Annotated in this window: 17 protein-coding genes; 10 read left to right on the top strand and 7 right to left on the bottom strand. The window is 74.4% G+C overall.

The annotated features are described in order from the left end of the window. Positions 1-51 precede the first annotated feature (51 nt). Together GA0070558_RS15885 and GA0070558_RS15880 are read left to right on the top strand one after the other, a co-directional pair. Positions 52-1,731 carry a right-handed parallel beta-helix repeat-containing protein gene (locus GA0070558_RS15885; RefSeq protein ID WP_091280502.1) on the top strand — a complete coding sequence of 560 codons (1,680 nt, stop codon included), beginning with the start codon at positions 52-54 and terminating at the stop codon, positions 1,729-1,731. Between the two features lie 197 nt (positions 1,732-1,928). Further along, a complete protein-coding gene (locus tag GA0070558_RS15880) occupies positions 1,929-3,203 on the top strand; it encodes a L,D-transpeptidase (protein ID WP_091280499.1) in 1,275 nt (424 codons plus the stop codon). Positions 3,204-3,367: 164 nt separating this feature from the next. On the opposite strand, the gene GA0070558_RS15875 is transcribed toward GA0070558_RS15880, so the two are convergent. Then, complete coding sequence (locus tag GA0070558_RS15875) at positions 3,368-4,387, bottom strand: SMP-30/gluconolactonase/LRE family protein (RefSeq protein WP_091280496.1); 1,020 nt, start codon at positions 4,385-4,387, stop codon at positions 3,368-3,370. A 189-nt stretch (positions 4,388-4,576) separates the two neighbouring features. On the opposite strand from GA0070558_RS15875, the gene GA0070558_RS15870 reads away from it, so the two are divergent. Then, positions 4,577-5,014 (top strand): STAS domain-containing protein, encoded by a 438-nt coding sequence (locus tag GA0070558_RS15870; RefSeq protein ID WP_091280493.1) that lies wholly within the window; start codon positions 4,577-4,579, stop codon positions 5,012-5,014. Positions 5,015-5,105: 91 nt separating this feature from the next. On the opposite strand, the gene GA0070558_RS15865 is transcribed toward GA0070558_RS15870, so the two are convergent. Both GA0070558_RS15865 and GA0070558_RS15860 read right to left on the bottom strand, forming a co-directional pair. Beyond that, positions 5,106-5,474: an FKBP-type peptidyl-prolyl cis-trans isomerase gene (locus GA0070558_RS15865; protein WP_091280773.1), complete on the bottom strand. Its 369-nt coding sequence runs from the start codon at positions 5,472-5,474 to the stop codon at positions 5,106-5,108. A gap of 235 nt (positions 5,475-5,709) precedes the next feature. After that, positions 5,710-6,285 (bottom strand): DoxX family membrane protein, encoded by a 576-nt coding sequence (locus GA0070558_RS15860; RefSeq protein WP_176734227.1) that lies wholly within the window; start codon positions 6,283-6,285, stop codon positions 5,710-5,712. 216 nt (positions 6,286-6,501) lie between these two features. Between GA0070558_RS15860 and GA0070558_RS15855 the strand changes: the two genes are divergently transcribed. Continuing rightward, entirely contained in the window at positions 6,502-7,200 is a 699-nt protein-coding gene (locus tag GA0070558_RS15855; protein ID WP_091280490.1) for a CBS domain-containing protein, read from the top strand. 23 nt (positions 7,201-7,223) lie between these two features. Here GA0070558_RS15855 and GA0070558_RS15850 read toward each other — a convergent pair whose 3' ends face one another. After that, a complete protein-coding gene (locus GA0070558_RS15850) occupies positions 7,224-8,348 on the bottom strand; it encodes a DICT sensory domain-containing protein (RefSeq protein ID WP_228986213.1) in 1,125 nt (374 codons plus the stop codon). 191 nt (positions 8,349-8,539) lie between these two features. Between GA0070558_RS15850 and GA0070558_RS15845 the strand changes: the two genes are divergently transcribed. Next, positions 8,540-9,433, top strand: a complete 894-nt coding sequence (locus GA0070558_RS15845; protein WP_091280488.1) for a DUF2726 domain-containing protein — start codon at positions 8,540-8,542, stop codon at positions 9,431-9,433. Between the two features lie 275 nt (positions 9,434-9,708). Continuing rightward, complete coding sequence (locus tag GA0070558_RS15840) at positions 9,709-10,995, top strand: hypothetical protein (RefSeq protein WP_176734226.1); 1,287 nt, start codon at positions 9,709-9,711, stop codon at positions 10,993-10,995. A 213-nt stretch (positions 10,996-11,208) separates the two neighbouring features. Here GA0070558_RS15840 and GA0070558_RS15835 read toward each other — a convergent pair whose 3' ends face one another. Beyond that, positions 11,209-11,556, bottom strand: coding sequence for a histone-like nucleoid-structuring protein Lsr2 (locus GA0070558_RS15835; protein ID WP_077940094.1), 348 nt, complete (start codon positions 11,554-11,556; stop codon positions 11,209-11,211). A 267-nt stretch (positions 11,557-11,823) separates the two neighbouring features. Here GA0070558_RS15835 and lon point away from each other — a divergent pair, with 267 nt between their 5' ends. Further along, positions 11,824-14,154, top strand: coding sequence for an endopeptidase La (gene lon, locus GA0070558_RS15830; protein WP_091280486.1), 2,331 nt, complete (start codon positions 11,824-11,826; stop codon positions 14,152-14,154). A gap of 127 nt (positions 14,155-14,281) precedes the next feature. On the opposite strand, the gene GA0070558_RS15825 is transcribed toward lon, so the two are convergent. Then, on the bottom strand, positions 14,282-14,791 hold the full coding sequence (locus tag GA0070558_RS15825) for a MarR family winged helix-turn-helix transcriptional regulator (protein WP_091280483.1): 510 nt from the start codon (positions 14,789-14,791) through the stop codon (positions 14,282-14,284). A 110-nt stretch (positions 14,792-14,901) separates the two neighbouring features. On the opposite strand from GA0070558_RS15825, the gene GA0070558_RS15820 reads away from it, so the two are divergent. After that, positions 14,902-15,273 (top strand): DoxX family protein, encoded by a 372-nt coding sequence (locus GA0070558_RS15820; RefSeq protein WP_091280480.1) that lies wholly within the window; start codon positions 14,902-14,904, stop codon positions 15,271-15,273. A 49-nt stretch (positions 15,274-15,322) separates the two neighbouring features. Here GA0070558_RS15820 and GA0070558_RS15815 read toward each other — a convergent pair whose 3' ends face one another. Then, positions 15,323-17,047: a DEAD/DEAH box helicase gene (locus tag GA0070558_RS15815; protein WP_091280477.1), complete on the bottom strand. Its 1,725-nt coding sequence runs from the start codon at positions 17,045-17,047 to the stop codon at positions 15,323-15,325. A gap of 124 nt (positions 17,048-17,171) precedes the next feature. On the opposite strand from GA0070558_RS15815, the gene GA0070558_RS15810 reads away from it, so the two are divergent. Together GA0070558_RS15810 and GA0070558_RS15805 are read left to right on the top strand one after the other, a co-directional pair. After that, the gene (locus tag GA0070558_RS15810; RefSeq protein WP_091280475.1) at positions 17,172-17,693 is read left to right on the top strand and encodes a 2'-5' RNA ligase family protein; all 522 of its coding nucleotides are present in this window, start codon (positions 17,172-17,174) and stop codon (positions 17,691-17,693) included. 171 nt (positions 17,694-17,864) lie between these two features. Then, positions 17,865-20,087, top strand: a complete 2,223-nt coding sequence (locus GA0070558_RS15805) for a glycoside hydrolase family 9 protein (RefSeq protein ID WP_091280472.1) — start codon at positions 17,865-17,867, stop codon at positions 20,085-20,087. Positions 20,088-20,481: the final 394 nt, after the last annotated feature.

Raw genomic sequence — 20,481 nt, 5'->3', positions numbered from 1 at the left:
GTCGTCCGTCCGCGACCGCCCGGTCGCCCGCCCGCGCGAGGGGAGAGCGCAGTGCCGTACCAGGGCCTGCCCGCCGCCGTCCGAGACCGTCGCCCGGCCGTCGCCGGGGCACCGCTGCACTGCGACGCCACCCGGTACGGACTGCGCGGCGACGGGGTGACCAACGACCAGCCGGCGCTCGCCGCCCTCGTGGACCGCCTCGGCGACGGCTACGCCGCCGACGGGCGGGCACGGGTCATCTACTGCCCGCCCGGCATCTACTCCATCCGCGACGCGGGCACGGTCTGGCGCAGCGGGGTGTCCCTGATCGGGGCCGGCCCCGGCGCGACCCGGTTCCTGCTCAGCAACGAGGGCAACCGGGCCGACCCGACGCCGCTGGCGTTCTGGACCACCCTCCAGCACGGCGCGGACCGCGACCGGCACATCGCCGACTGCACCTTCGCCGACTTCGAGATCGACGGCTCCGGCGTGGCCATGGCCGAGTACAACTACCTCGCCAAGGGCCTCGGCCTGCAGTACGTGGTGCGCGGCGTCTTCCGTAACCTCTACATCCACCACACGGCGGCCACCGGCCTGGGCTGCGACTTCCTCCAGGACAGCCTGATCGAGGGGGTGGTGGTCGTCGGCTGCGGCCGCCTCGACAACGGCCAGGAGATGGGCGGCGCCGGGATCGGCGTCGGCATCGGCGGTTGGGGCACCGTGGAGCGGCTCACCATCGCCAACTGCACCGCGCTGGGCAACGGCACCAACGGCATCTTCCTGGAACTCCAGAAGGCCAACTGGCCGCCGCCGCGCGGCTACCGGATCGTCGGCTGCCACAGCCAGGGCAACCGGTTCGGCATCTCCGACTGGGGCGCCGACGGGCTGATCGTCTCCGCGTGCACGATGACGGGCAACCTGGAGGCCGGCTTCGACGTCTCCGCCGAGGGCACCTCCGGGGTCGCCGGCCGGGGCGGCCTGCTGGCCGACTGCGTCATCGACGGCAACGTCCGCGACGGCGTCAGCATGGGCAACACCCCGGGCCCGTACACGGTGCGCGGCAACCGGATCAGCGGCAACGGCGCGTACGGCTACCACGAGCACGACCTCGGGCGCGGTTATCACGGCGCGGCGACGGACGTGGTGATCGACAGCAACGACTTCTGGGGCAACGGCCTCGATGCCATCCGGATCGACCGGCCGATGGTCGACGCCGTGCTGCTCAACAACCGCATCCGCAACAACGGCCGCCAGTGCGCCGGCGCGTACGGCGCGGGCGGCGAGTCCGTCCGCTACAACGAGCGGTCGCTGGTCGACCGGACCGCCGGCTGGCAGCACGACGGGCACCGGGGCAAGGTGCTGCGGGTCGGCAAGCGGGTCGCCCTGGTCGCCGCCAACGACGACACCGGGCTCACCCTCGCCCCCGTACGCCCCGACGCGTACACCGCCTGGAGCGGGGACACCCCGCTGCCGGGGACGGCGTACGAGCTGCCGCCCGCGCCGCAGTGCCGGGCCGGGATCACGGTCAACGCGCACGTCGACTCGGCCACCATCCGGGGCAACCGGATCTGGGACAACCACGACGAGCGCACCCAGACGCACGGGCTCTGGATCACCGAGCGGGGCAGCTGCGTGGGCTGCCGGGTCGAGGACAACGACCTGGCTGGCAACGCCGTGGCCGCCACCCGCCTGGACACCCCTCCCGTGGGCGGCCGGTGGGACCGCAACCACGGCGACCAGGACTGGGACTGACGGCGGGGCGAACCGGTCGTCCGCCGGCGGAAGGGCCGATCGGTGACACCGGGCCCTCCGGGCGCGGTTCACCATTTTCGACCCGCCGTCGCCGAAACTGCCGACAATAGCTCCGCGCCTTTTCCGGAAAATGCACCGGGCCTCCCGTAACGCCGTACAGAATGTGGCCAAAGGGGAGCGGAAAAGGGGTGCGGAACATGGACGTGAGGCGGCGATTGACGCTATTGGCGGTAACCATCGCAGCCACACCACTGATCCTCGGCGGATGCACCGCCGGGGAGAGGAAGGTCGCCGAGCGGGCCGCGCGGGTCGCGCCGCCGCCGGCGGTCGAGCTGACGCCCGCCGACCGGACCCGGGACGTCCCGGTCAGTGCCGAGATCGGCACGAGCGTGGCCCACGGCAGGGTCACCGGCGTCCGGCTCACCGACGACAAGGGCCGGCAGGTCGCGGGAGAGCCCCGGGAGGACGGGACGAGCTGGGTGCCCGGCGCTCCGCTGGCCGGCGGGCGGACGTACACCGCCGAGGTGACGGTGACGGGGGACGGCGGGAGGACCGCCACCCGCACGACGACGTTCACCACCGCGCCGAAGCCGACGAAGCCGGCGATCACCAGCACGCTCTACTTCACGGGCAACCAGACGTACGGCACCGCGATGCCCGTGACGGTGGCGTTCGACCCGGGGGTGCCGCAGGAGGCCCGCGCAGCGGTGCAGAAGCGGCTGTTCGTCAAGACCGACCCGCCGCAGCCGGGCACCTGGTCCTGGCTGGAGGACGGCAGCCAGGCCTACTACCGGGCGCCCGACTTCTGGCGGCCGGGCACGAAGATCAGCGTCCGCGCGGCGCTGGAGGGGCTGCCGATCGGCAAGGACCTGGTGGGCGACGCCGAGCACCGGGCCACCTCGAAGATCGGCCGGCAGGTCTCGGTCGACATCGACAACGCCAGCAAGCAGATGTCGGTCTTCCGCGACGGCAAGCTGGTCCGCCGGATCCCGGTCAGCCTCGGCAAGCCGAGCACGCCCAGCTCCAGCGGCAAGATGGTGATCATGGAGAAGCACGAGCGGACGACGTTCGACACCCGCGGCGAGCCCGACGGCGGCTACGTCGTCGACGTCGACGACGCCCAGCGGCTCACCTGGGGCGGGGAGTTCATCCACTCCGCGCCGTGGTCGGAGGGCGACCAGGGCTTCACCAACGTCTCGCACGGCTGCGCCAACGTCTCCGCCGCCGCCGCGGACTGGCTGATGGGCATCACCCAGGTCGGCGACCTCGTCACCGTCACGGGCACCGAGGTGCCGCTGCGGGCCGGCAACGGCTGGACGGCCTGGAACGTCAGCTGGGACGAGTTCGCCAAGGGCAGCGCCCTGCCCGTCCCGGCCGGGCTGCGGCCCAGCCCGCACACCGCGTCGCCGCACCCGGGGGCGGTGGCCGGCGGGGGTTCGCCCGCGCCGACGCCGTCGGCCAGCGGCGGCTGACCATCGGGAGGAACGGCCGCGGGTCGGCCCGTCACCGCACGGTGGCGGGCCGGCCCCTGTCGCGAGCGCGGAACGGGGGACGTCGCCCGACACGTGGCGTGTCGGCCGCTCCGGGCACGCGCCGCGCCGGACGGGGCACGCGCCGGGCGCGGCCGGCCCTGGCTTCAGCCGAGCGGCACCCGGGCAACGCCGGTGCCGACCAGGGAGCCCAGCCAGAGCCGGTCGCCGTGCTGGCGTACCCCGGTGATCATCCAGTAGGCGCCGCGCGGGCCGTGCAGGGTCCGCAGCACCGCGCCCGCGCCGTCGACCAGCGCGACCAGCCCGTAGCGGCGCGGCTGCGGCCGGACCGCGTCGGGCAGCAGCGCGACCAGCTGCCGCAGCCGCGGGTGCGGCAGCAGCCGCTCCACCACCGGCAGCCGGGGGCTGGGCAGGGCGATCCAGTACGTCCCGTCGCCGACCCCGCAGAGGTTGTCCGGATACGCCGGCAGGTCCGCCAGCACGGTGGCCGCCCCGCCGGGCAGGTCGACCCGGAGCAGCCGGTGGGTGGTCGTCTCCACCAGGATCAGCGCGGACTCGTCGGGGGTGACCGCGATCCCGTTGGGGAAGTAGAGCCCGGCGGTCACCACGTCCGTCCGCCCGGTGCCCGGATCGTAGGCGAGCACCCGCCCGTTGGGCCGGTGCTCCAGCAGGTCGTGCTTCCAGTGCGACAGGGGGAAGCGGTCCGAGCTGTCGGTGAAGTAGATCGTGCCGTCGCGGGCCACGGCGGCGTTGTTGGCCAGGTGCACCGGCGGTGCGGTGCCGGTCAGCTCGCGTACCGCCCCGTCGGGGGTGACCCGCAGCAACCCCCGGTACGCGTCGCAGACGACCAGGCTGCCGTCGCGCGGGTCGAGTTCGATGCCGAGCGGCCGGCCCCCGGTCTCCGCCAGCAGCCGCGCCGGGGTGCCCGCCGGCGCGTCGGCCGCCCACCACCAGAGCCGACCGTCCTCGTCCCCGCTGACCACCCGGCCGGCCGGGTCGACCACGACGTCCTCGGGACCGTGCGCGCCGTCGGGCAGCGGCAGCAGCTCCACCTCGTCGAGCCGACGGTCGTCGGGCGCCCACGGCCCGGTCAGCGGGGGCGGCACGGTGGCCGGCTCGCGGACGGGACGGATGGGCCGGGGCGCGCGGGGGCGGGGTACCACCATCGGCCCATTCTCACCCCGGCACCGGCGGCCGGGGCGCGTCGTCCGGCGGCGTGTCGAGCGGTCCCGCGCAGCGCCCCCGGCCTCCTGCCAGGGGAGGATCCGGGGCGGCTCAGGGTCAGACCCTGGGTGTACCCGGAGTCACTCCCGGGCAGGGCGGAAATGTCGGTGGGTGGGGCTAGATTCGTGGTCATGGAGCAGCGCAGCGATCGGTTCCACGTGCAGGTCGACGTGGGTGACGACGTGGTGGAGATGAGGGCGACCGGCGAGGTCGACATCGCCACGGTCGGCGTGCTGCGCTCCGCGCTCTGGGCCGCCCCCGTCCGGCCGCTGCTGCGGCTCGACCTCTCCGGCGTCCGGCTGCTCTCCGCCGCCGGCGTGCGGGCGCTGGTCGCCGCGCACCGCCGGGCCCGCGCGCGGGGCGGCGAGCTGGTGCTCGTCGACCCGGCCCCGATGGTGGCCCGGGTGCTGCACGTGACCGGCCTGGACCGGGTCATCCCGGTCCGGGCGGGCGCCACCGCCGCCCCCGTCCCGGCTGCGCCCGCGCCGCTGGCGTTGCCACCGGGGCTGCTGGTCCCGCTCGCCGCCGAGCGGGGCAGCGCGTCCGCGCCGCTGGTGTCGGCCGCCTGACCCGCCGGGCCGTCGGCTCGCTCCTGCCCCGCCGTTGCCCGGTCGGGGCCGCCGGCGGATGCCGACGCCCCCGGCCGGGGGAGCTGACGGGTCAGCGCACGCCGAGCAGGTCCACGACGAAGACGAGCGTCTCGCCCGGCGCGATCACGCCGCCGGCGCCCTGGTTGCCGTACCCGAGGTGCGGCGGGATGGTCAGCTTGCGCCGGCCGTCGACCCGCATGCCGACGACGCCCTGGTCCCAGCCGGCGATGACCCGCCCGCCGCCGAGCGGGAACTCGAACGCGTCGCCCCGGTTCCACGACGCGTCGAACTCCCGACCCGTCGAGTGGGCCACGCCCACGTAGTGCACGGTGGCCCGCTGGCCCCGCTGGGCCTCGGGGCCGTCGCCGACGACGATGTCCTCGATGACGAGATCGGCGGGCGGCGCGCCCTCGATCGGGCCGATTTCAGGCTTGTCCATGCCGTACGCCTCCTGCTCGGTGGTGCGTCCACTGCGGTCGTCGTCGATCCTGCCGGATCGTGATCCGCCGATCTCCATCGGTCCCTCGGCCGGCGCCCGGCGGGCCCGCCCGCCGCGACGAAACGAAGCGGGCCCGCCCGCCGCGACGGAGCGGGCGGGCGGTGGCCCGGAGGCACACGTGCCGGCGGGCGTCACCTTCGGAAGGTGACGCCCGCCGGCACGTGCTGTCTGCCGTTCACCTCAGCCAGGGGAACCGCTGGACGATGGCCAGCCGCTTCCAGGTCCGCCCGAGGCCGAGGGTGTCGCCCGCGCCGACCAGGGCGAGGACCGCCAGCACCGCGGCGTAGATGAGGTGGTCGTCCATGAAGGGGTTGTTCTCGGGGGGCAGGACGGCCGTCCACATCATCACCAGGAGCAGGCCGCCGGCGGTGGCGGCGATCCGCGTGCCGACGCCCAGCAGCAGGGCCACGCCGATCGCGGCCAGGCCGACCATGAACATCCAGTCCGCCCAGGCGGCGCCGGCGATCCCGTTGTAGAACCCCTTGAACGGGCCGGCCGCGCCGAAGCTCAGGAAGCCCTTGGCGGGGCTGCCGCCGTTGATCCAGGCGTTCTTCGCGGCGGTCTCGTGACCGAGGCCGAACATCTTGTCGAGGAAGGCCCAGAGGAAGGTCCAACCCAGCGCGAGGCGGATGCCGCCGAGGACGTACCGGGTGGCCCGCTCCCGGGTGGTCTCGGTCGTCCTGGTGGTCTCGGCCGCCGGCGCGGTGGTCCTGGCGGTGGTCCGCTCGATCGTCGCGGTCATGGTGTCCACGTCCCTTCCTGTCCTCGCACCGCGCTTCCCGGTGGCAGTTCCATTGGACATCCGGCACCAGGGGGGCCGTCAGGGCCGATGGGTCCGCTTCGGGCCGGGACCTTCGACCCCGGTCCACCCGGTCCGTCGGCCGTCCCGGCACCGGCCCAGGGCCTCTGCCGGCGGCCCTCGCACGCCCGTAGCGTCGGGCGTGACGACGGCGGCAGGGAGGTCGCGATGAGGACCTGGCAGGTGGGCGACGTGATGACCAAGGACGTCGTGACGGTGGGGGAGGAGACCCCGTACCGGCAGATCGTGGACGTGCTCGTCCGCCGGGGCATCAGCGGCGTGCCAGTGGTCGACGGGTTCCGCCGGGTGCTGGGCGTGGTCTCCGAGACGGATCTGCTGCACCGGATCGAACGGGTCGGGCACCCCGACGAGCGGCGGGTCTTCGAGGGCCGGCGGCGCCGGGCGGCCCGGGAGAAGGCCGCCGCCCTGGTCGCCGGGGACCTGATGACCGCGCCGGCGGTGACGACGTACCCGCAGGCGTCCCTGCCGGCCGCGGCGCGGCAGTTGGACCGGGACGCGGTCCGGCGGCTGCCCGTCCTGGACGACCTCGGCCGGCTGGTCGGCATCGTCACCCGTGGCGACCTGCTGCGGGTGCACCTGCGCACCGACGCCGAGATCCGTGAGGAGGTGGTGCGGGAGGTCCTGCGGCGGGTCCTCGCCGTGCGGGACGGACTGGTGACCGTGCGGGTGCGCGACGGCGAGGTCACCCTGGACGGGCGGCTGGACCGGCGCAGCGCGGTCGACCTCGCCGGCCGGCTCGCCGCGCAGGTCGGCGGCGTCGTCCGCGTCGTCAACACCATCGCGTACGACGTCGACGACGACGCGCTCGTCGAGCTCGCCGACGGCCAGGTCACCCCGGTGGCCTGACCGCCGGCCCCGTCCCGCCGCGCCTACGGCTGCCCGACGGGCACCTCGGCCGACTCGGGGGCCAGCCGGGCGACGGGCACCCCCTCCCGGGCGGCCCACCCGACGGCGTGTCGGACGTCGCCCACGGGCAACGGCCGGCGGCTGGTCACGGTGACCGCGGCGTGCACCGCGAAGGCCACGAACGGGTACGACCGGGCCAGGCCGGCGACCGCCTCGTGCACCTGACCGGCGACCGCCACCGCCTGCTCCTCGGTCAGCGCCGGCAGGATCAGCAGGTACTCCTGGTCGGACAGGCGCACCGCCCGGTCCACGGGGCGCAGCGGCGCGGTCACCGCCCCGATCACCGCCTGCGCCTCCCGGGCGGCGCTGCGGCGGCCGAAGCGCTCCGGCGCGCCCGCCGGCTCGTCCACGCGCACGCCGACCAGCGCCACCGGCAGCGTGCCCGAGGCGGTGACCCCGTCCGCTCCTGCCCACCGGCGCATCCCCGGCTCGTCCAGCAGCGGGGCCGGTTCCGCCAGGGCCGTGCCGCGGTCGCGCCCGCCCGGCCGGTGCGCCCGGGCGGCCCGTTCGGCGCGGGAGAACATCAGCCGCAACGCCGCCTCGCCCCGCGCCTCGCCGGGTGTGGCGGGCAGGTCCCGGACCCGGGCCAGGGTCTCCTCCACGGCGAGCCGGACCGCGCCGGGGAGCCGGTCGGCGAGCCGGTCGCGCAGCCGGACGACCTCGTGCAGCGCCTCGTCGCGGCGGAACCCCCACCGCCCGTCGAAGAGCCGACCCGACTCCAGCGTGGTCGCCTGCTCGACCTCCGCCCGGTCGTGGGCGACCAGGGCCGCGCCGAACCGGGGGGTCAGCGCGACCACGCTCCACTCCCGGGCGAGGTCCTCGGTCTCGTCCAGGGTCACGCCGCACGCGCCGGCCGGCAGCGCCTCCGGGCGCTGCCCGACCACGCCCACCACGGTCGCCGCCGCCGTGGCCGCGATCCGCTCGTAGACGGCCCGCTCGCGGTCGAAATAGGGCATCCGCTGGAAGAGCGCGATCACCACGAGCGGGCCGTCCTCGGCGGTGGCCAGGGCGGCGCTCTCGATGGCGTGGGAGACAGCGACGAGGCTGCGCTTGGTCAGAAGTTCCGGAGCCCGTCCACTGTGCAGCACGCGCTGAGCCTAGAGAATCGGATCTCCGGTCGCATCCGTCGGGCCCCGGGCGGACCGGCGGGGCGCAAGCGTCTCCGCCGGGCCCGCGGTGGCCCGGACCGGTGACCCCGCGCGGGCCGCACCGGCGAGGTGGGCGTCGCGCTCGGCGGCCTAGACTCGGCCGTCGACGGCCCGACGGACGGAACAGGCGGATGACGCGCACCGGTAGTGATCACGGCTCCCTGCTGCGCCCGGTCGCGGCGTCGACCGGGCGGGCCCCGGTCCTCACCCGCGCCGGTCAGGTCGTGTTCGGCCCCCGCCGGCTGGGGGAGCTGGTGCACGGCCGTCCGCCGGGCGTCACGGGCCACCAGTGGAACTCGGCCGGCCGGGAGGGCTTCGACCACGTGGTGTGTGCCGGCGACAACGGCCGTCCGCTGTTCGCCGTCGAGATCGGCCCGCCGGCCCCGGCCGGCTCCGCCGCGCAGCGCGCCGAGCGGATGAAGAACGCGGTCTGCGCGGCCGTCGGCCTGCCGGTGCTGCGGATCGTCTCGCCCACGTTGCGCGCCGCCGACCACGGCCGCCGCATCGTGGAGTACGTCATCGACGCGCGCGCCTACGCCGACGCCGTCGCGCCTCCGCCGGGGCAGGACGACCCGGCGGAGGTGATGCCCGTGGAGTTCCGGGAGATCGTCGGCCGGCTGCCGGACGGGCGCAGCGGCCACGTCAACGACCTCGGCGCCCTCGCCCGCGCGGCGGCCGTGGAGGCGTACGTGTCCCGCCGGCTGGTCGACCCGATCGTGCGGGGCCTGCACATGCGCTGGACCGACGGCCCGGTGGAGGGCTGGAGCTGGGTGGAGGTGCGTCCCGGCCGCTGCCTGGTGGAACGGGTGCAGGTCGTCCAGCAGCGCTTCTCCTGCGGCGTGGACGCCGGCCGTCTCGCCGAGGACCTGGCGGCCGTGGCGGTCGGCGAGCGGCTGCGCGACGTCGAGGCGGCCGGCCCGGATCTGGTGGCGCGCGACGAGTTGGACCGGGACATCCGCCGGCTGCGGGAGCGCCGCGACGAGATGCGCGACGGCTTCGCCTTCGACCACCTCTGCGCCGGCTGAGGGCCGGCCCACCGGGGGTGACCAGCTCTTCCCGGCTCTCCGCAAATTTCCCGTATCCGGGTTGAACCGTGGCCGTCGCGGGTCCGTACTCCAGCCCGAATGGACACGGATCTCCCCGCCGCGCCGGCCGGCGCGACGACGATGAGGAAAGGGCATCGTCGGTCATCGACACGCGACCGGAACGTCGCAGTGATCCTCGCCGAGGCGTCCCACCCGAATTCATCGGTCCGACGGGGTCACGAGTCAACTACCGGATCGAGAAGGAGAGCAATTCGATGCGCAGGTCTCCACGGGCGCGCCGGTCATCCGGTAACGCACGGAGCAAGCGACTGCTGGCCGTTGTCGGCACGCTTGCGGTCTTCGGCGGAATCGTCGCCGTGACCCAGATCTCGTCCGCCGGGGACCGGCGGACGACCACCCGCGCCGCGGCGGCGTCGTGCGTGGCGCCCAGCCCCGGCGCGACCTCGAACATCGGCAGCAGCACGACCCAGACCTGGCAGAACGGCCGGTGGGTGCGCAACCACTGGGGCGACGGGCAGATGTCGGTCGCGGAGTGCCAGTCGCTCAAGGCCGGCGGCACCGCCACGAACGCCAACACCAACGCCGCCCCGGCGGGCTCGACGATCGCCTGCCCCGACGTCGCCAGCAAGCTGCCCCAGGTCCCGGCCGCAGCCAAGGCCGAGGTGGACCGCAACCTCGAGCTGCTCAAGACGCAGATCGACGAGGCGAACAAGCGGCTGGCCGCCGAGGGCCGCAACGGAGGGCAGTTCATCCAGAACGCGATCCTCGGGCCGCTGGCCGACAAGCGCCGGGCGACCCTGAGCCGCATCGCGACCGCCATCGGCCGGGTGGCGCAGCGGCCGCAGGGCCTCGAACAGCTCGCCACCTGCCAGCTCGCGGTCGGCGCCAACCCCAACGCCGGCAACAACAACGGTGGCAACAACAACGGTGGCCAGAACGGCGGGAACAACAACGGCGGCCAGAACGGCAACAACGGCGGCAACAACAACGGCAACGGCCTCGGCGTCCTCGCCAAGGACTGCGGCAACAGCCGGCTGCAGCCGCACGACGGCTTCCAGAACGGCAACCGGTGCGTCAGCACCGCGTTCGGCGAGGTCGGCGCGGCGGCGAACAACCCGTCGCTGCTGATCACGCAGTTCCCCAACCAGGTCCAGCGCAACCAGGCGTTCCAGCTGCGGGTCACCACCCGCAACCTGGTCCGGGACCGGTTCCTCGCCGCGGGCCAGGGCGGCTACTACCTGGAGAGCTCCCTGCTCAACGGGCAGGGCCTGGTGCGGGGGCACTTCCACACCGCCTGCCGGATGCTGAACAGCACCCGGCAGCCCCCGAACCCGCAGGACGTGCCGGCGTTCTTCGTGGCCACCGAGGACGGCCGGGGCGGCTCGCAGCCGGACGACGTCATCATCCAGGTGCCGGGCCTGCCGCAGGCCGGCACGGCGCAGTGCTCCGTCTGGGCCGGTGACGGTTCGCACCGTATCCCGATGATGGAGCGGGCCAACCAGACCCCGGCGATCGACGTGGTGCGGATCCAGGTCAACTGACCCGCTGGCCGCGCGCCGTACGCACATCCGGGCCGCCCGGGGCAGCAACCGCCCCGGGCGGCCCCGCGTCGCGCGCCGGGTCGTGGGCGGTGTGACCGGCAGGCGGTACGCCGCCGGAGCGGGGCCGTGGGAATTGCTACCGGGAAAAGCTCCGGGGCCACCGCCGAATCTCGGCGTGGCCCCGGTGTTCCGCGTGGTGGGCGCGGTGTCGGCTCAGCGGTTCTTGAAGGCCTCGACGACGGACACGGGGATCCGGCCCCGGTCGGAAATCTCGTAGCCGTTCTTGGTGGCCCATTCCCGGATCGCCCGGTTCTGCTCGCGGTCCATTCCCGAGACCGGAGCCCGGCCGGGGCGGCGGGCGGTCCGGCCGGCCTCGACCGGCCCTCGGCCGATTCGCCGGCCAGCGTTGATGTAGGGGTCGAGCGCCTTCCGGAGGGTGCCGGCGTTCTCGTCGGACACATCGATGGTGTACGCCACGCCGTCCAGGCTGAACTCGACGGTCCGATCCGCCTTCCCGCCATCGAGGTCGTCAGTCAAGACGGTGATTACTTTCCGGGCCATCGCCAATTACTCCTTGTGTGGGGCGGGGTGTGTTACGAGTTTGACGTATCCCTGGGTAAATCCGCAAGAATATGCCCCGTTTGCATTCGGCGCGTCGACTTGTCGGTGATGCAATCCCGCTCCCCACGGTGGAATTTGCCAGTTCGGGTTCGCCCCGGGCGGCCCGCGCGGCGGGGGTCGGCGTGTCCCGGGTCACATTCCGGAACAACGGGAGCCGGCCCGGACTTGAGCCTGACACGCTCAAGTCAACGCGATGGCAGGTGTTCGATGGCAACTCTTCCGGTACTACCCCTCACCGACGCCGTCCTGCTGCCCGGCATGGTCGTCCCGGTGACCCTCGACCCCACCACCCAGGCCGCGGTCGACGCCGCGCGCGCCACCGGCGACAAGAAGGTCCTCGCCGTGCCCCGCATCGACGGCGAGTACGGCTCCGTCGGCGTGATCGCCACCATCGAGAAGGTCGGCCGGCTGCCCGACGGCGAGCCGGCCGCCGTGGTCCGCGGCCTGTCCCGGGCCCGGATCGGCTCCGGCGTCCCCGGGCCCGGCGCCGCCCTCTGGGTCGAGGCGACCGAGCTCGACGAGCCCGCCCCGGCCGGCAGGGCCCGGGAGCTGGCCCGCGAGTACCGCGCCCTGATGACCTCGGTCCTGCAGCAGCGCGGCGCCTGGCAGGTCATCGACGCCATGGAGCGCATGACCGACCTTTCGGAGCTGGCCGACGCGGCCGGCTACGCGCCCTGGCTCACCCTGGCGCAGAAGACCGAGCTGCTCGCCGCCGCCGACGTGACCGCCCGGCTGGAGCTGCTGGTCGGTTGGGTGCGTGAGCACCTGGCCGAGCAGGAGGTCACCGAGCAGATCAACAGCGACGTGCGCGAGGGCCTGGAGAAGACCCAGCGCGAGTTCCTGCTCCGCCAGCAGCTCGCCGCGATCCGCAAGGAGCTCGGCGAGGACTCCCCGGACGGCTCCGCCGACTACCGGGCCCGGGTGGAGGCCGCCACGCTGCCGGAGAAGGTCCGCGAGGCGGCGCTGCGCGAGGTCGGCAAGCTGGAGCGCGCCAGCGACGCCTCCCCGGAGGCGGGCTGGATCCGCACCTGGCTCGACACGGTCCTCGAGATGCCGTGGACCACGCGTACCGAGGACAACACCGACCTGGCCGCGGCCCGCGCCGTGCTCGACGCCGACCACGCCGGCCTGGCCGACGTCAAGGACCGCATCCTGGAGTACCTCGCGGTGCGCAACCGCCGCGCCGAGCGCAACCTCGGCGTGGTCGGCGGGCGCGGGTCCGGGGCGGTGCTCGCCCTCGCCGGCCCGCCCGGCGTCGGCAAGACCAGCCTCGGCGAGTCCGTGGCCCGGGCGCTCGGGCGCAACTTCGTCCGGGTCTCCCTCGGCGGCGTCCGCGACGAGGCGGAGATCCGGGGCCACCGGCGCACGTACGTCGGCGCGCTGCCCGGCCGGATCGTCCGCGCCCTGCGCGAGGCCGGCTCGATGAACCCGGTCGTGCTCCTCGACGAGGTCGACAAGCTGGCCGTCGGGTATTCCGGCGACCCCGCCGCCGCCCTGCTGGAGGTGCTCGACCCGGCGCAGAACCACACGTTCCGCGACCACTACCTGGAGGTCGACCTCGACCTGTCCGACGTGCTCTTCCTGGCCACCGCCAACGTGGTGGAGACCATCCCCGGCCCGCTGCTGGACCGGATGGAGCTGGTCACCCTCGACGGCTACACCGAGGACGAGAAGGTCGCCATCGCCCGCGACCACCTGCTGCCCCGGCAGCTCCAGCGGGCCGGGCTGACCGCCGAGGAGGTCACCGTCGCCGACGACGCCCTCACCCTGATCGCGGGGGAGTACACCCGGGAGGCCGGTGTCCGGCAGCTCGAACGGGCCCTGGCGAAGATCCTGCGCAAGGTCGCCGTCGCCCTGGCCGACGACCCGACCCCGGTGCGGGTGGACGCGGACAACCTGGCCCGCTACCTGGGGCGGCCCCGGTTCACCCCGGAGTCGGCGGAGCGGACGGCGGTGCCCGGTGTGGCCACCGGCCTCGCCGTGACCGGCGCGGGCGGCGACGTGCTCTTCATCGAGGCCACCAGCATGGAGGGCGAGCCGGGTCTGACGCTCACCGGCCAGCTCGGCGACGTGATGAAGGAGTCCGCCCACATCGCGCTGTCGTACCTGCGCTCCAACGGGCGTCGGCTCGGCATCGACCCGAACGCCCTCGCCGGGCGGCGGATCCACCTGCACGTCCCGGCGGGCGCGGTGCCGAAGGACGGGCCGAGCGCCGGCATCACCATGGTCACGGCGCTGGCGTCGCTGGTGACGGGCCGGCCGGTGCGCCCGGAGTTCGGGATGACCGGCGAGGTGACCCTCTCCGGGCGGGTGCTGCCCATCGGCGGGGTGAAGCAGAAGCTGCTCGCCGCGCACCGGGCCGGCCTGACCGAGGTGATCATCCCGGCGCGCAACGAGCCGGACCTGGACGACCTGCCGGCCGAGGTGCGCGGGGCGCTGACCGTGCACACCCTCGCCGACGTGGCCGACGTGCTCGCCCTGGCGCTGCGCCCGGCCGACGCCGACACCCGCACCGATCCGGCCCTCACGGCCGCCTGAGGGGTAAGCAGGGGCCCCTTGTTATCGCTTTTCGGATAGCAAGGGGCCCCTGCAAGCAAGCCTCGCCCCGCGCGGCAGCCGACCGGAAGTGGGGCGGGGCGGCAGGCGCGGGGTGGGGTGGCCGGGGTCAGCGCCCGTCGGCGGTGCTCCCGCCGTGGTCGGACGACGCCGGGCAGTCGCCGGGCGGGGCGAGGCGGGTCAGCAGCGCGGCGGTGATCTCGCCGAGCTGCGTGACCTGGGTCGGGGTCAGCGCGTCGAAGACGAGCGAGCGGACGAGAGCCACGTGCCCCGGGGCGGCCGCGGCGAGGTGTGCGTACCCGGCGTCGGTGAGCACGGCCACGCACCCGCGGCCGTCGTCGTCGGCGCGCTCGCGGCGTACCCAGCCCCGGCGTTCCAGCCGGCCGACGAGGTGGGACAGGCGGGACTGCGAGCCGTTGGCCAGGGCGGCCAGCTCGCTCATCCGGCGCGAGCGCCCGGGGGCCTCGGCGAGGGTCGCCAGCACCCCGTAGCCGAATCGGGTCAGGTCGGCGTCGCGCTGCAACTGCCCCTCGAGCTCGTTCGGCAGCAGCGTGAGCACGGCGAGCGTCCGTCGCCAGATCTCCTGCTCGCCGTCGGTCAGCCAGCGGGTGGGTTCCATGTCGCCAGCCTACCGAATACTTGACGCTTCAAGTATCTGCTCGTACGGTGGTCCTTGAAGCGTCAAGTATCTCGCCCGCCCACGCGGCGGTCCGCCATGGAGGCACCCCCATGAACATCGCCCTCTGGGCCCTGCAGATCCTGCTCGCCCTGGTCTTCGCCGGGGCCGGGCTCACCAAGGTCACCCAGTCCAAGGAGAAGCTGCGCGAGAAGATGGGCTGGGTCGAGGGGGTGCCGGACGGCGCGGTCAAGGCCCTCGGCGCGCTGGAGGTCCTCGCCGCGATCGGCCTGGTCCTGCCCGCCCTCACCGGCATCGCCACCGTGCTGACGCCGCTGGCCGCCGTGGGCGCAGCGATCGTGATGGCCGGCGCCGTCGTCGTGCACGCCCGGGCCAAGGAGTACCCGCCGGCCGCGTTCACCGCGCTGCTGCTGGTCGCCGCGCTCGTCGTCGCCTGGGGGCGGTTCGGCCCGTACGCGTTCTGACCGGCCCGGCCGGCCCGCGCCGTGGGCGCGGGCCGGCCGCCCGTGCTCGTCAGGGGCGGTCGCGGTCGCGGCGTACCGTCGTCTTGCGGCCCTTGATGGTGCTGTTGCGCAGCCCGGCGATCACCTCGTCCGCCACGGCCGCCGGCACCTCGACCAGCGAGAACCGGTCGGCGATCTCGATCGAGCCGATGTCGCGCCCGCTGACCCGGGTCTCCCCGGTGATCGCACCGACCAGGTCCTGCGGGCGCACCCCGGCGCGCCGGCCCAGCCCGATGAACACCTGAGTGGTGCCCCCGGAACGGGGCCGCCCGGGCCGCCGTTCGCCGCCGCGCCCCTCCTGCCCGGGGCGCCCCTCGCGCTGCGGGCGGACCGCGACCTGCGGGATCTCCTCCTCGTCGTCGTCCGAGCCAGGGGAGGCGGCCTCGTGGGCCAGCTTCACCGCCGCGAGCGCCACCTCCATCATGTCGAACTCGTCCGACAGTGACTCCACGATGACCCGGAACGGCTCCAGGTCGTCCTCCAGCAGGCTCTCCCGCAGCGCCGCCTGGGTCAGCTCCAGCCGCCGGGTGCGCAGGTCGGCCACCGTGGGGATCTTGTCGATGGCGATGCGCTGGCCGGTCACCCGCTCGATGGTCTTGAGCATCCGGTGCTCGCGCGGCTCGGCGAGGGTGATCGCCACCCCCTCCCGGCCCGCCCGGCCGACCCGGCCGATGCGGTGCACATACGACTCCGGGGCCGACGGCACGTCATAGTTGACCACGTGGGTGAGCTGCTCGACGTCCAGCCCCCGGGCCGCCACGTCGGTGGCCACCAGCAGGTCGGCCGTGCCGGCGCGCAGCCGGCCCATCACCCGGTCCCGCTGCTCCTGGCTCATCCCGCCGTGCAGCGCCTCGGCGCGGTAGCCCCGGCCGTTCATCGTCTCGGTGAGCCGGTCCACCTCCTCCCGGCTGCGGCAGAAGACGATCGCCGCGGTCGGCGACTCCACGTCCAGCACCCGGCCCAGCGCCGCCGGCTTGTGCGCGCGCGCCACGATGTACGCGCTCTGCCGCACCCGGGGCGTCTCGCCGGCCACCGGCTGCTCCCGGCCGATCTGGATCCGCACCGGGTCGGTCAGGTGCTGGCGGGCCATCCCGTCGATGCGCGACGGCATGGTGGCCGAGAACAGCACCGTCTGCCGCTGCTGCGGGGCGTGCTCCAGGATCGCCTCGATGTCCTCGGCGAAGCCCATGTCGAGCATCTCGTCGGCCTCGTCGAGCACCACCGTGGCCAGGCCGCCCAGCCGCAGGGTGCCCCGGGCGATGTGGTCCAGCGCCCGGCCCGGGGTCGCCACCACCACGTCCACCCCCAGGTCCAGGGCGCGCAGCTGCCGGCCGATCGGCTGGCCGCCGTAGATCGGCAGCACCCGGGCGCCCAGGTCCTTGCCGTAGCGGTGGAACGCCTCCGACACCTGCACCGCCAGCTCCCGGGTGGGCACCAGCACCAGGGCCACCGGCTCCCCGCCGGCCCGCCCGTCCGGCATCCGCTGCAACAGCGGCAACGCGAACGCGGCCGTCTTGCCGGTGCCGGTGGCCGCCTGACCGAGCAGGTCCCTGCCGGCCAGCAGGGGCGGGATCGCCTCCCGCTGGATCGGGGTCGGCTCCTCGTAGCCGAGGGCGGACAGCGCGCCGAGCAGTTCGGCGCGTAGCCCGAGGTCGGTGAAGGCGCTTGCCTCGTCGTCGACGCCGGGGGAGTGCGGGTCGGTCGGTGGATCCTGCCGTGCGGGTGCGGAGCTCATGCGACAAGCTTTTCATTCCCGCCCCGCCCGGGTTTCGCCGACCGGCGTAAACCGCGCCGCGCGTCACGTCCGACGCCGGCCGGCGGTTCTCCGGGGCACCCACCCGCCGGTTAGCCTGGCCGTCGTGCGTACCGTCGAACTGGTCTGCTGCCCACGGCTGGAGGCCGCGGTGCGTGCCGGATGGGACCGGCTCGCCGCCGCCGGCCTGCCCAGCCTGGCCCGCAACACCCACCCCACCAACCGTCCGCACCTGACGCTCGCGGCGGTCGACGAGTTCCCGCCGGGCGCCCGCCGCCGGCTCGCCGCGCTCGTCGGGCGGGCCCTGCCCCTGCCGGTACGCCTCGACCGGATCGCCGTTCTCGACGGCAGCGCCCCGCTGGTCTGGCTGCTGCGGCCGGAACCGGCCCTGACCGCCCTGCACGCGGCGGTCTGGGACGCCCTCGCCGGGGCCGACGGGCAGCGCCCCTGGCACGCCCCGGGGCGGTGGGTCCCGCACCTGAGCCTGGCGCTGCGCTTCCGCGCCGCCGACCGCCGGCTGGCCCGGGCAGTGGTCGGCGTGGACCGGCCGGCCGGGGAGTTCGTGGCCGCCCGCAGCTACGACGGCGCCACGAGGACGGTCGGCCTACTCGGCTCCGCCGGGAGCTGATCTCGACGCGTCCCGCGGCACGAAGGTGCGACGGTGGTCGATCGCCTTCCCGTGCGGTGATGGCCTAGGGTTGGTCCAGCGCTCCCGTCGATGGTCTGTCCGACCGCCCGGCGGCTCTGCGCTGGGCAGGTCCGGCAGGTGGTCAACCCGACGCACCCCGGAAGAGGAACGATGCCCCTCCGCAAGCGCCCGGCCGCCATAGCGGCCGCCACCCTGCTCACCCTGAGTGCCCTGGCCGTCGTGCCGTCCATCGCGGCCGCCGCTCCCGACCCGGGCGGCCCGGTGAAGGTGAACCAGGTCGCGTACGTGCCCGGCACCCCCAAGCAGGCCACCGTGGTCAGCACGTCGACCAGCCCGCTGGCCTGGACCCTGCGCAACGCCGCCGGCGCGACCGTCGCCTCCGGCCAGACCACCGTACGCGGCGCGGACGCCCTCTCCGGCGACAGCGTCCACGTCGCCGACTTCTCCGCCTACGACACCGTGGGCAGCGGCTACGTGCTCACGGTCGGTGGGAACAGCAGCCACCCCTTCGACATCTCCGCCGACGCGGTGCGCCGGCTGCGCACCGACGCGCTGGCGTTCTTCTACCACCAGCGCAGCGGCACGCCGATCGAGTCGCGGTACGTCGGCTCCCGCTACTCCCGCCCCGCCGGGCACGTCAACGTCGCCCCGAACCAGGGCGACAACGCGGTGCCCTGCCGCACCTCCTGCGGCTACACCCTCGACGTGCGGGGCGGCTGGTACGACGCCGGCGACCACGGCAAGTACGTCGTCAACGGCGGCCTGGCCACCTGGCAGCTGCAGAACATCCACGAGCGTGCCCTGCACGTGACCGGGGCCGACCGGGCCGGGCTCGCCGACGGCACGCTGGCGATCCCCGAGCAGGCCAACGGGGTGCCCGACGTGCTGGACGAGGCGCGCTGGGAGCTGGAGTTCATGCTGAAGATGCAGGTGCCCGACGGGCGCACGAACGCCGGCATGGTGCACCACAAGATCCACGACCAGAACTGGACCGCGCTGCCGACCCGGCCGGAACTGGACAGCCAGCCCCGGCTCCTCGCGCCGGTCAGCACCGCCGCGACCCTGAACCTGGCGGCGACCGCCGCGCAGGCGTCGCGGCTGTGGAAGTCCTACGACGCGACCTTCGCCGCCCGGGCGCTCGCCGCCGCCGAGAAGGCGTACGCCGCGGCGAAGGCGAACCCGAACCGGCTGGCGCCGGCCACGGACAACACCGGCGGCGGCGCCTACGAGGACAACAGCGTGGGCGACGAGTTCTACTGGGCGGCGGCCGAGCTGTACGCCACCACGGGCGCGGCCGGCTACCGGGCCGACGTGACCGGTTCGTCCTACTACAAGGGCACCAGCTTCGCCAACCGCGGCTACGACTGGAGCTGGACGGCCGGGCTCGGCGACACCACCCTGGCCCTGGTGCCCAACGGCCTGCCTGCCGCCGACCTGGCCGCCACCCGGGCCGCGATCGTGGCCTTCGCCGACCGGCTGCTGACCCAGACGGCCAGGCAGGGCTACCCCGCCCCGGGCAGCGGCGACGGGACGTACTACTGGGGCTCCAACGGCGCCGTCGCCAACAACGGCAACGTCCTGGCCCTCGCCTTCGACTTCACCGGCCAGCAGAAGTACCGCGCCGGGGCCTACGCCGCCTACGACTACCTGCTCGGCCGCAACCCGCTGAACCAGTCCTACGTGGCCGGTTACGGCGAGAAGCCGGTGCGCAACGTGCACCACCGGTTCTGGGCCAACCAGAACGACTCCTCGCTGCCCACCGCGCCGCCCGGCTCGCTCTCCGGCGGGCCGAACAGCCAGCTGCAGGACCCGGTGGCCGTGGCCCAGCTCTCCGGGTGCAAGCCGCAGAAGTGCTTCGTCGACGACATCGAGGCGTACTCGGTCAACGAGGTGGCGATCAACTGGAACTCGGCGCTGGCCTGGCTGGCGAACTGGGCGGCGGAGCGGGCGGGCACCGGCGGCACGACGCCGGAGCCCACCCCGTCGCCGACCGTCTCGCCGACGGTCTCGCCCACGCCCACGCCCACGCCGACGCCCACGACCACGCCGCCGGCGGGCGGCTGCGCGGTGACGTACACGTCGAACAACTGGAGCAACGGCTTCAGCGGCAACCTGACCGTCACCAACAGTTCGGCCGCGACGTGGCCGTCGTGGACGCTGACCTTCCGGTTCACCGCCGGCCAGCAGATCAGCCAGGGCTGGTCCGGAAAGTTCAGCCAGAGCGGCGCCGAGGTCACGGTGACCAACGAGAGCTGGAACGCGGTCGTCGCTCCGGGCGGCTCGGTGAGCCTCGGGTTCAACGCCTCCCACACCGGCGCCAACCCGACCCCGGTGGGCTTCGCCGTCAACGGCACCGCCTGCACGCTGCGGTGACCGGGTGACCCGGTGACGAGGATGCCGGCCCCGCCGGCCTGATCCGGGTCCGTCGCCGATCCGGCCCTTCGCGTGTGCAGTCGGTGAAGGGGGCTGCGGGATCGACGACGTTCGGCGAAACTGGTCAGGGGCCTCTTCCGATCGGAATCGAGGCCCGGGCGGACGGCCGGGGTGCCGCACCCACCCCGGCCGTCCTGCTCCACCCGGCGCCGCACCACCACCGAAGCGGCGTGGCAGCAGTGGCGGCTCAGCGGCAGACGCGCGCAGGTAGCCGAATCCGACGGTCCCGTGGCTCCGCGCCGCCGTGGTACGGCGCGCATTCGGGGGAGATGGGAAGAATGTTCGGCCTGTCCCGGCTACTCGTGGTTACGGTGCTTTTGACAGCAACCGCGCC

Origin of the sequence: Micromonospora haikouensis (assembly GCF_900091595.1) — a bacterium.
GTDB classification, from domain to species: domain Bacteria; phylum Actinomycetota; class Actinomycetes; order Mycobacteriales; family Micromonosporaceae; genus Micromonospora; species Micromonospora haikouensis.
This window is presented reverse-complemented; position numbering and strand designations above follow the sequence as displayed.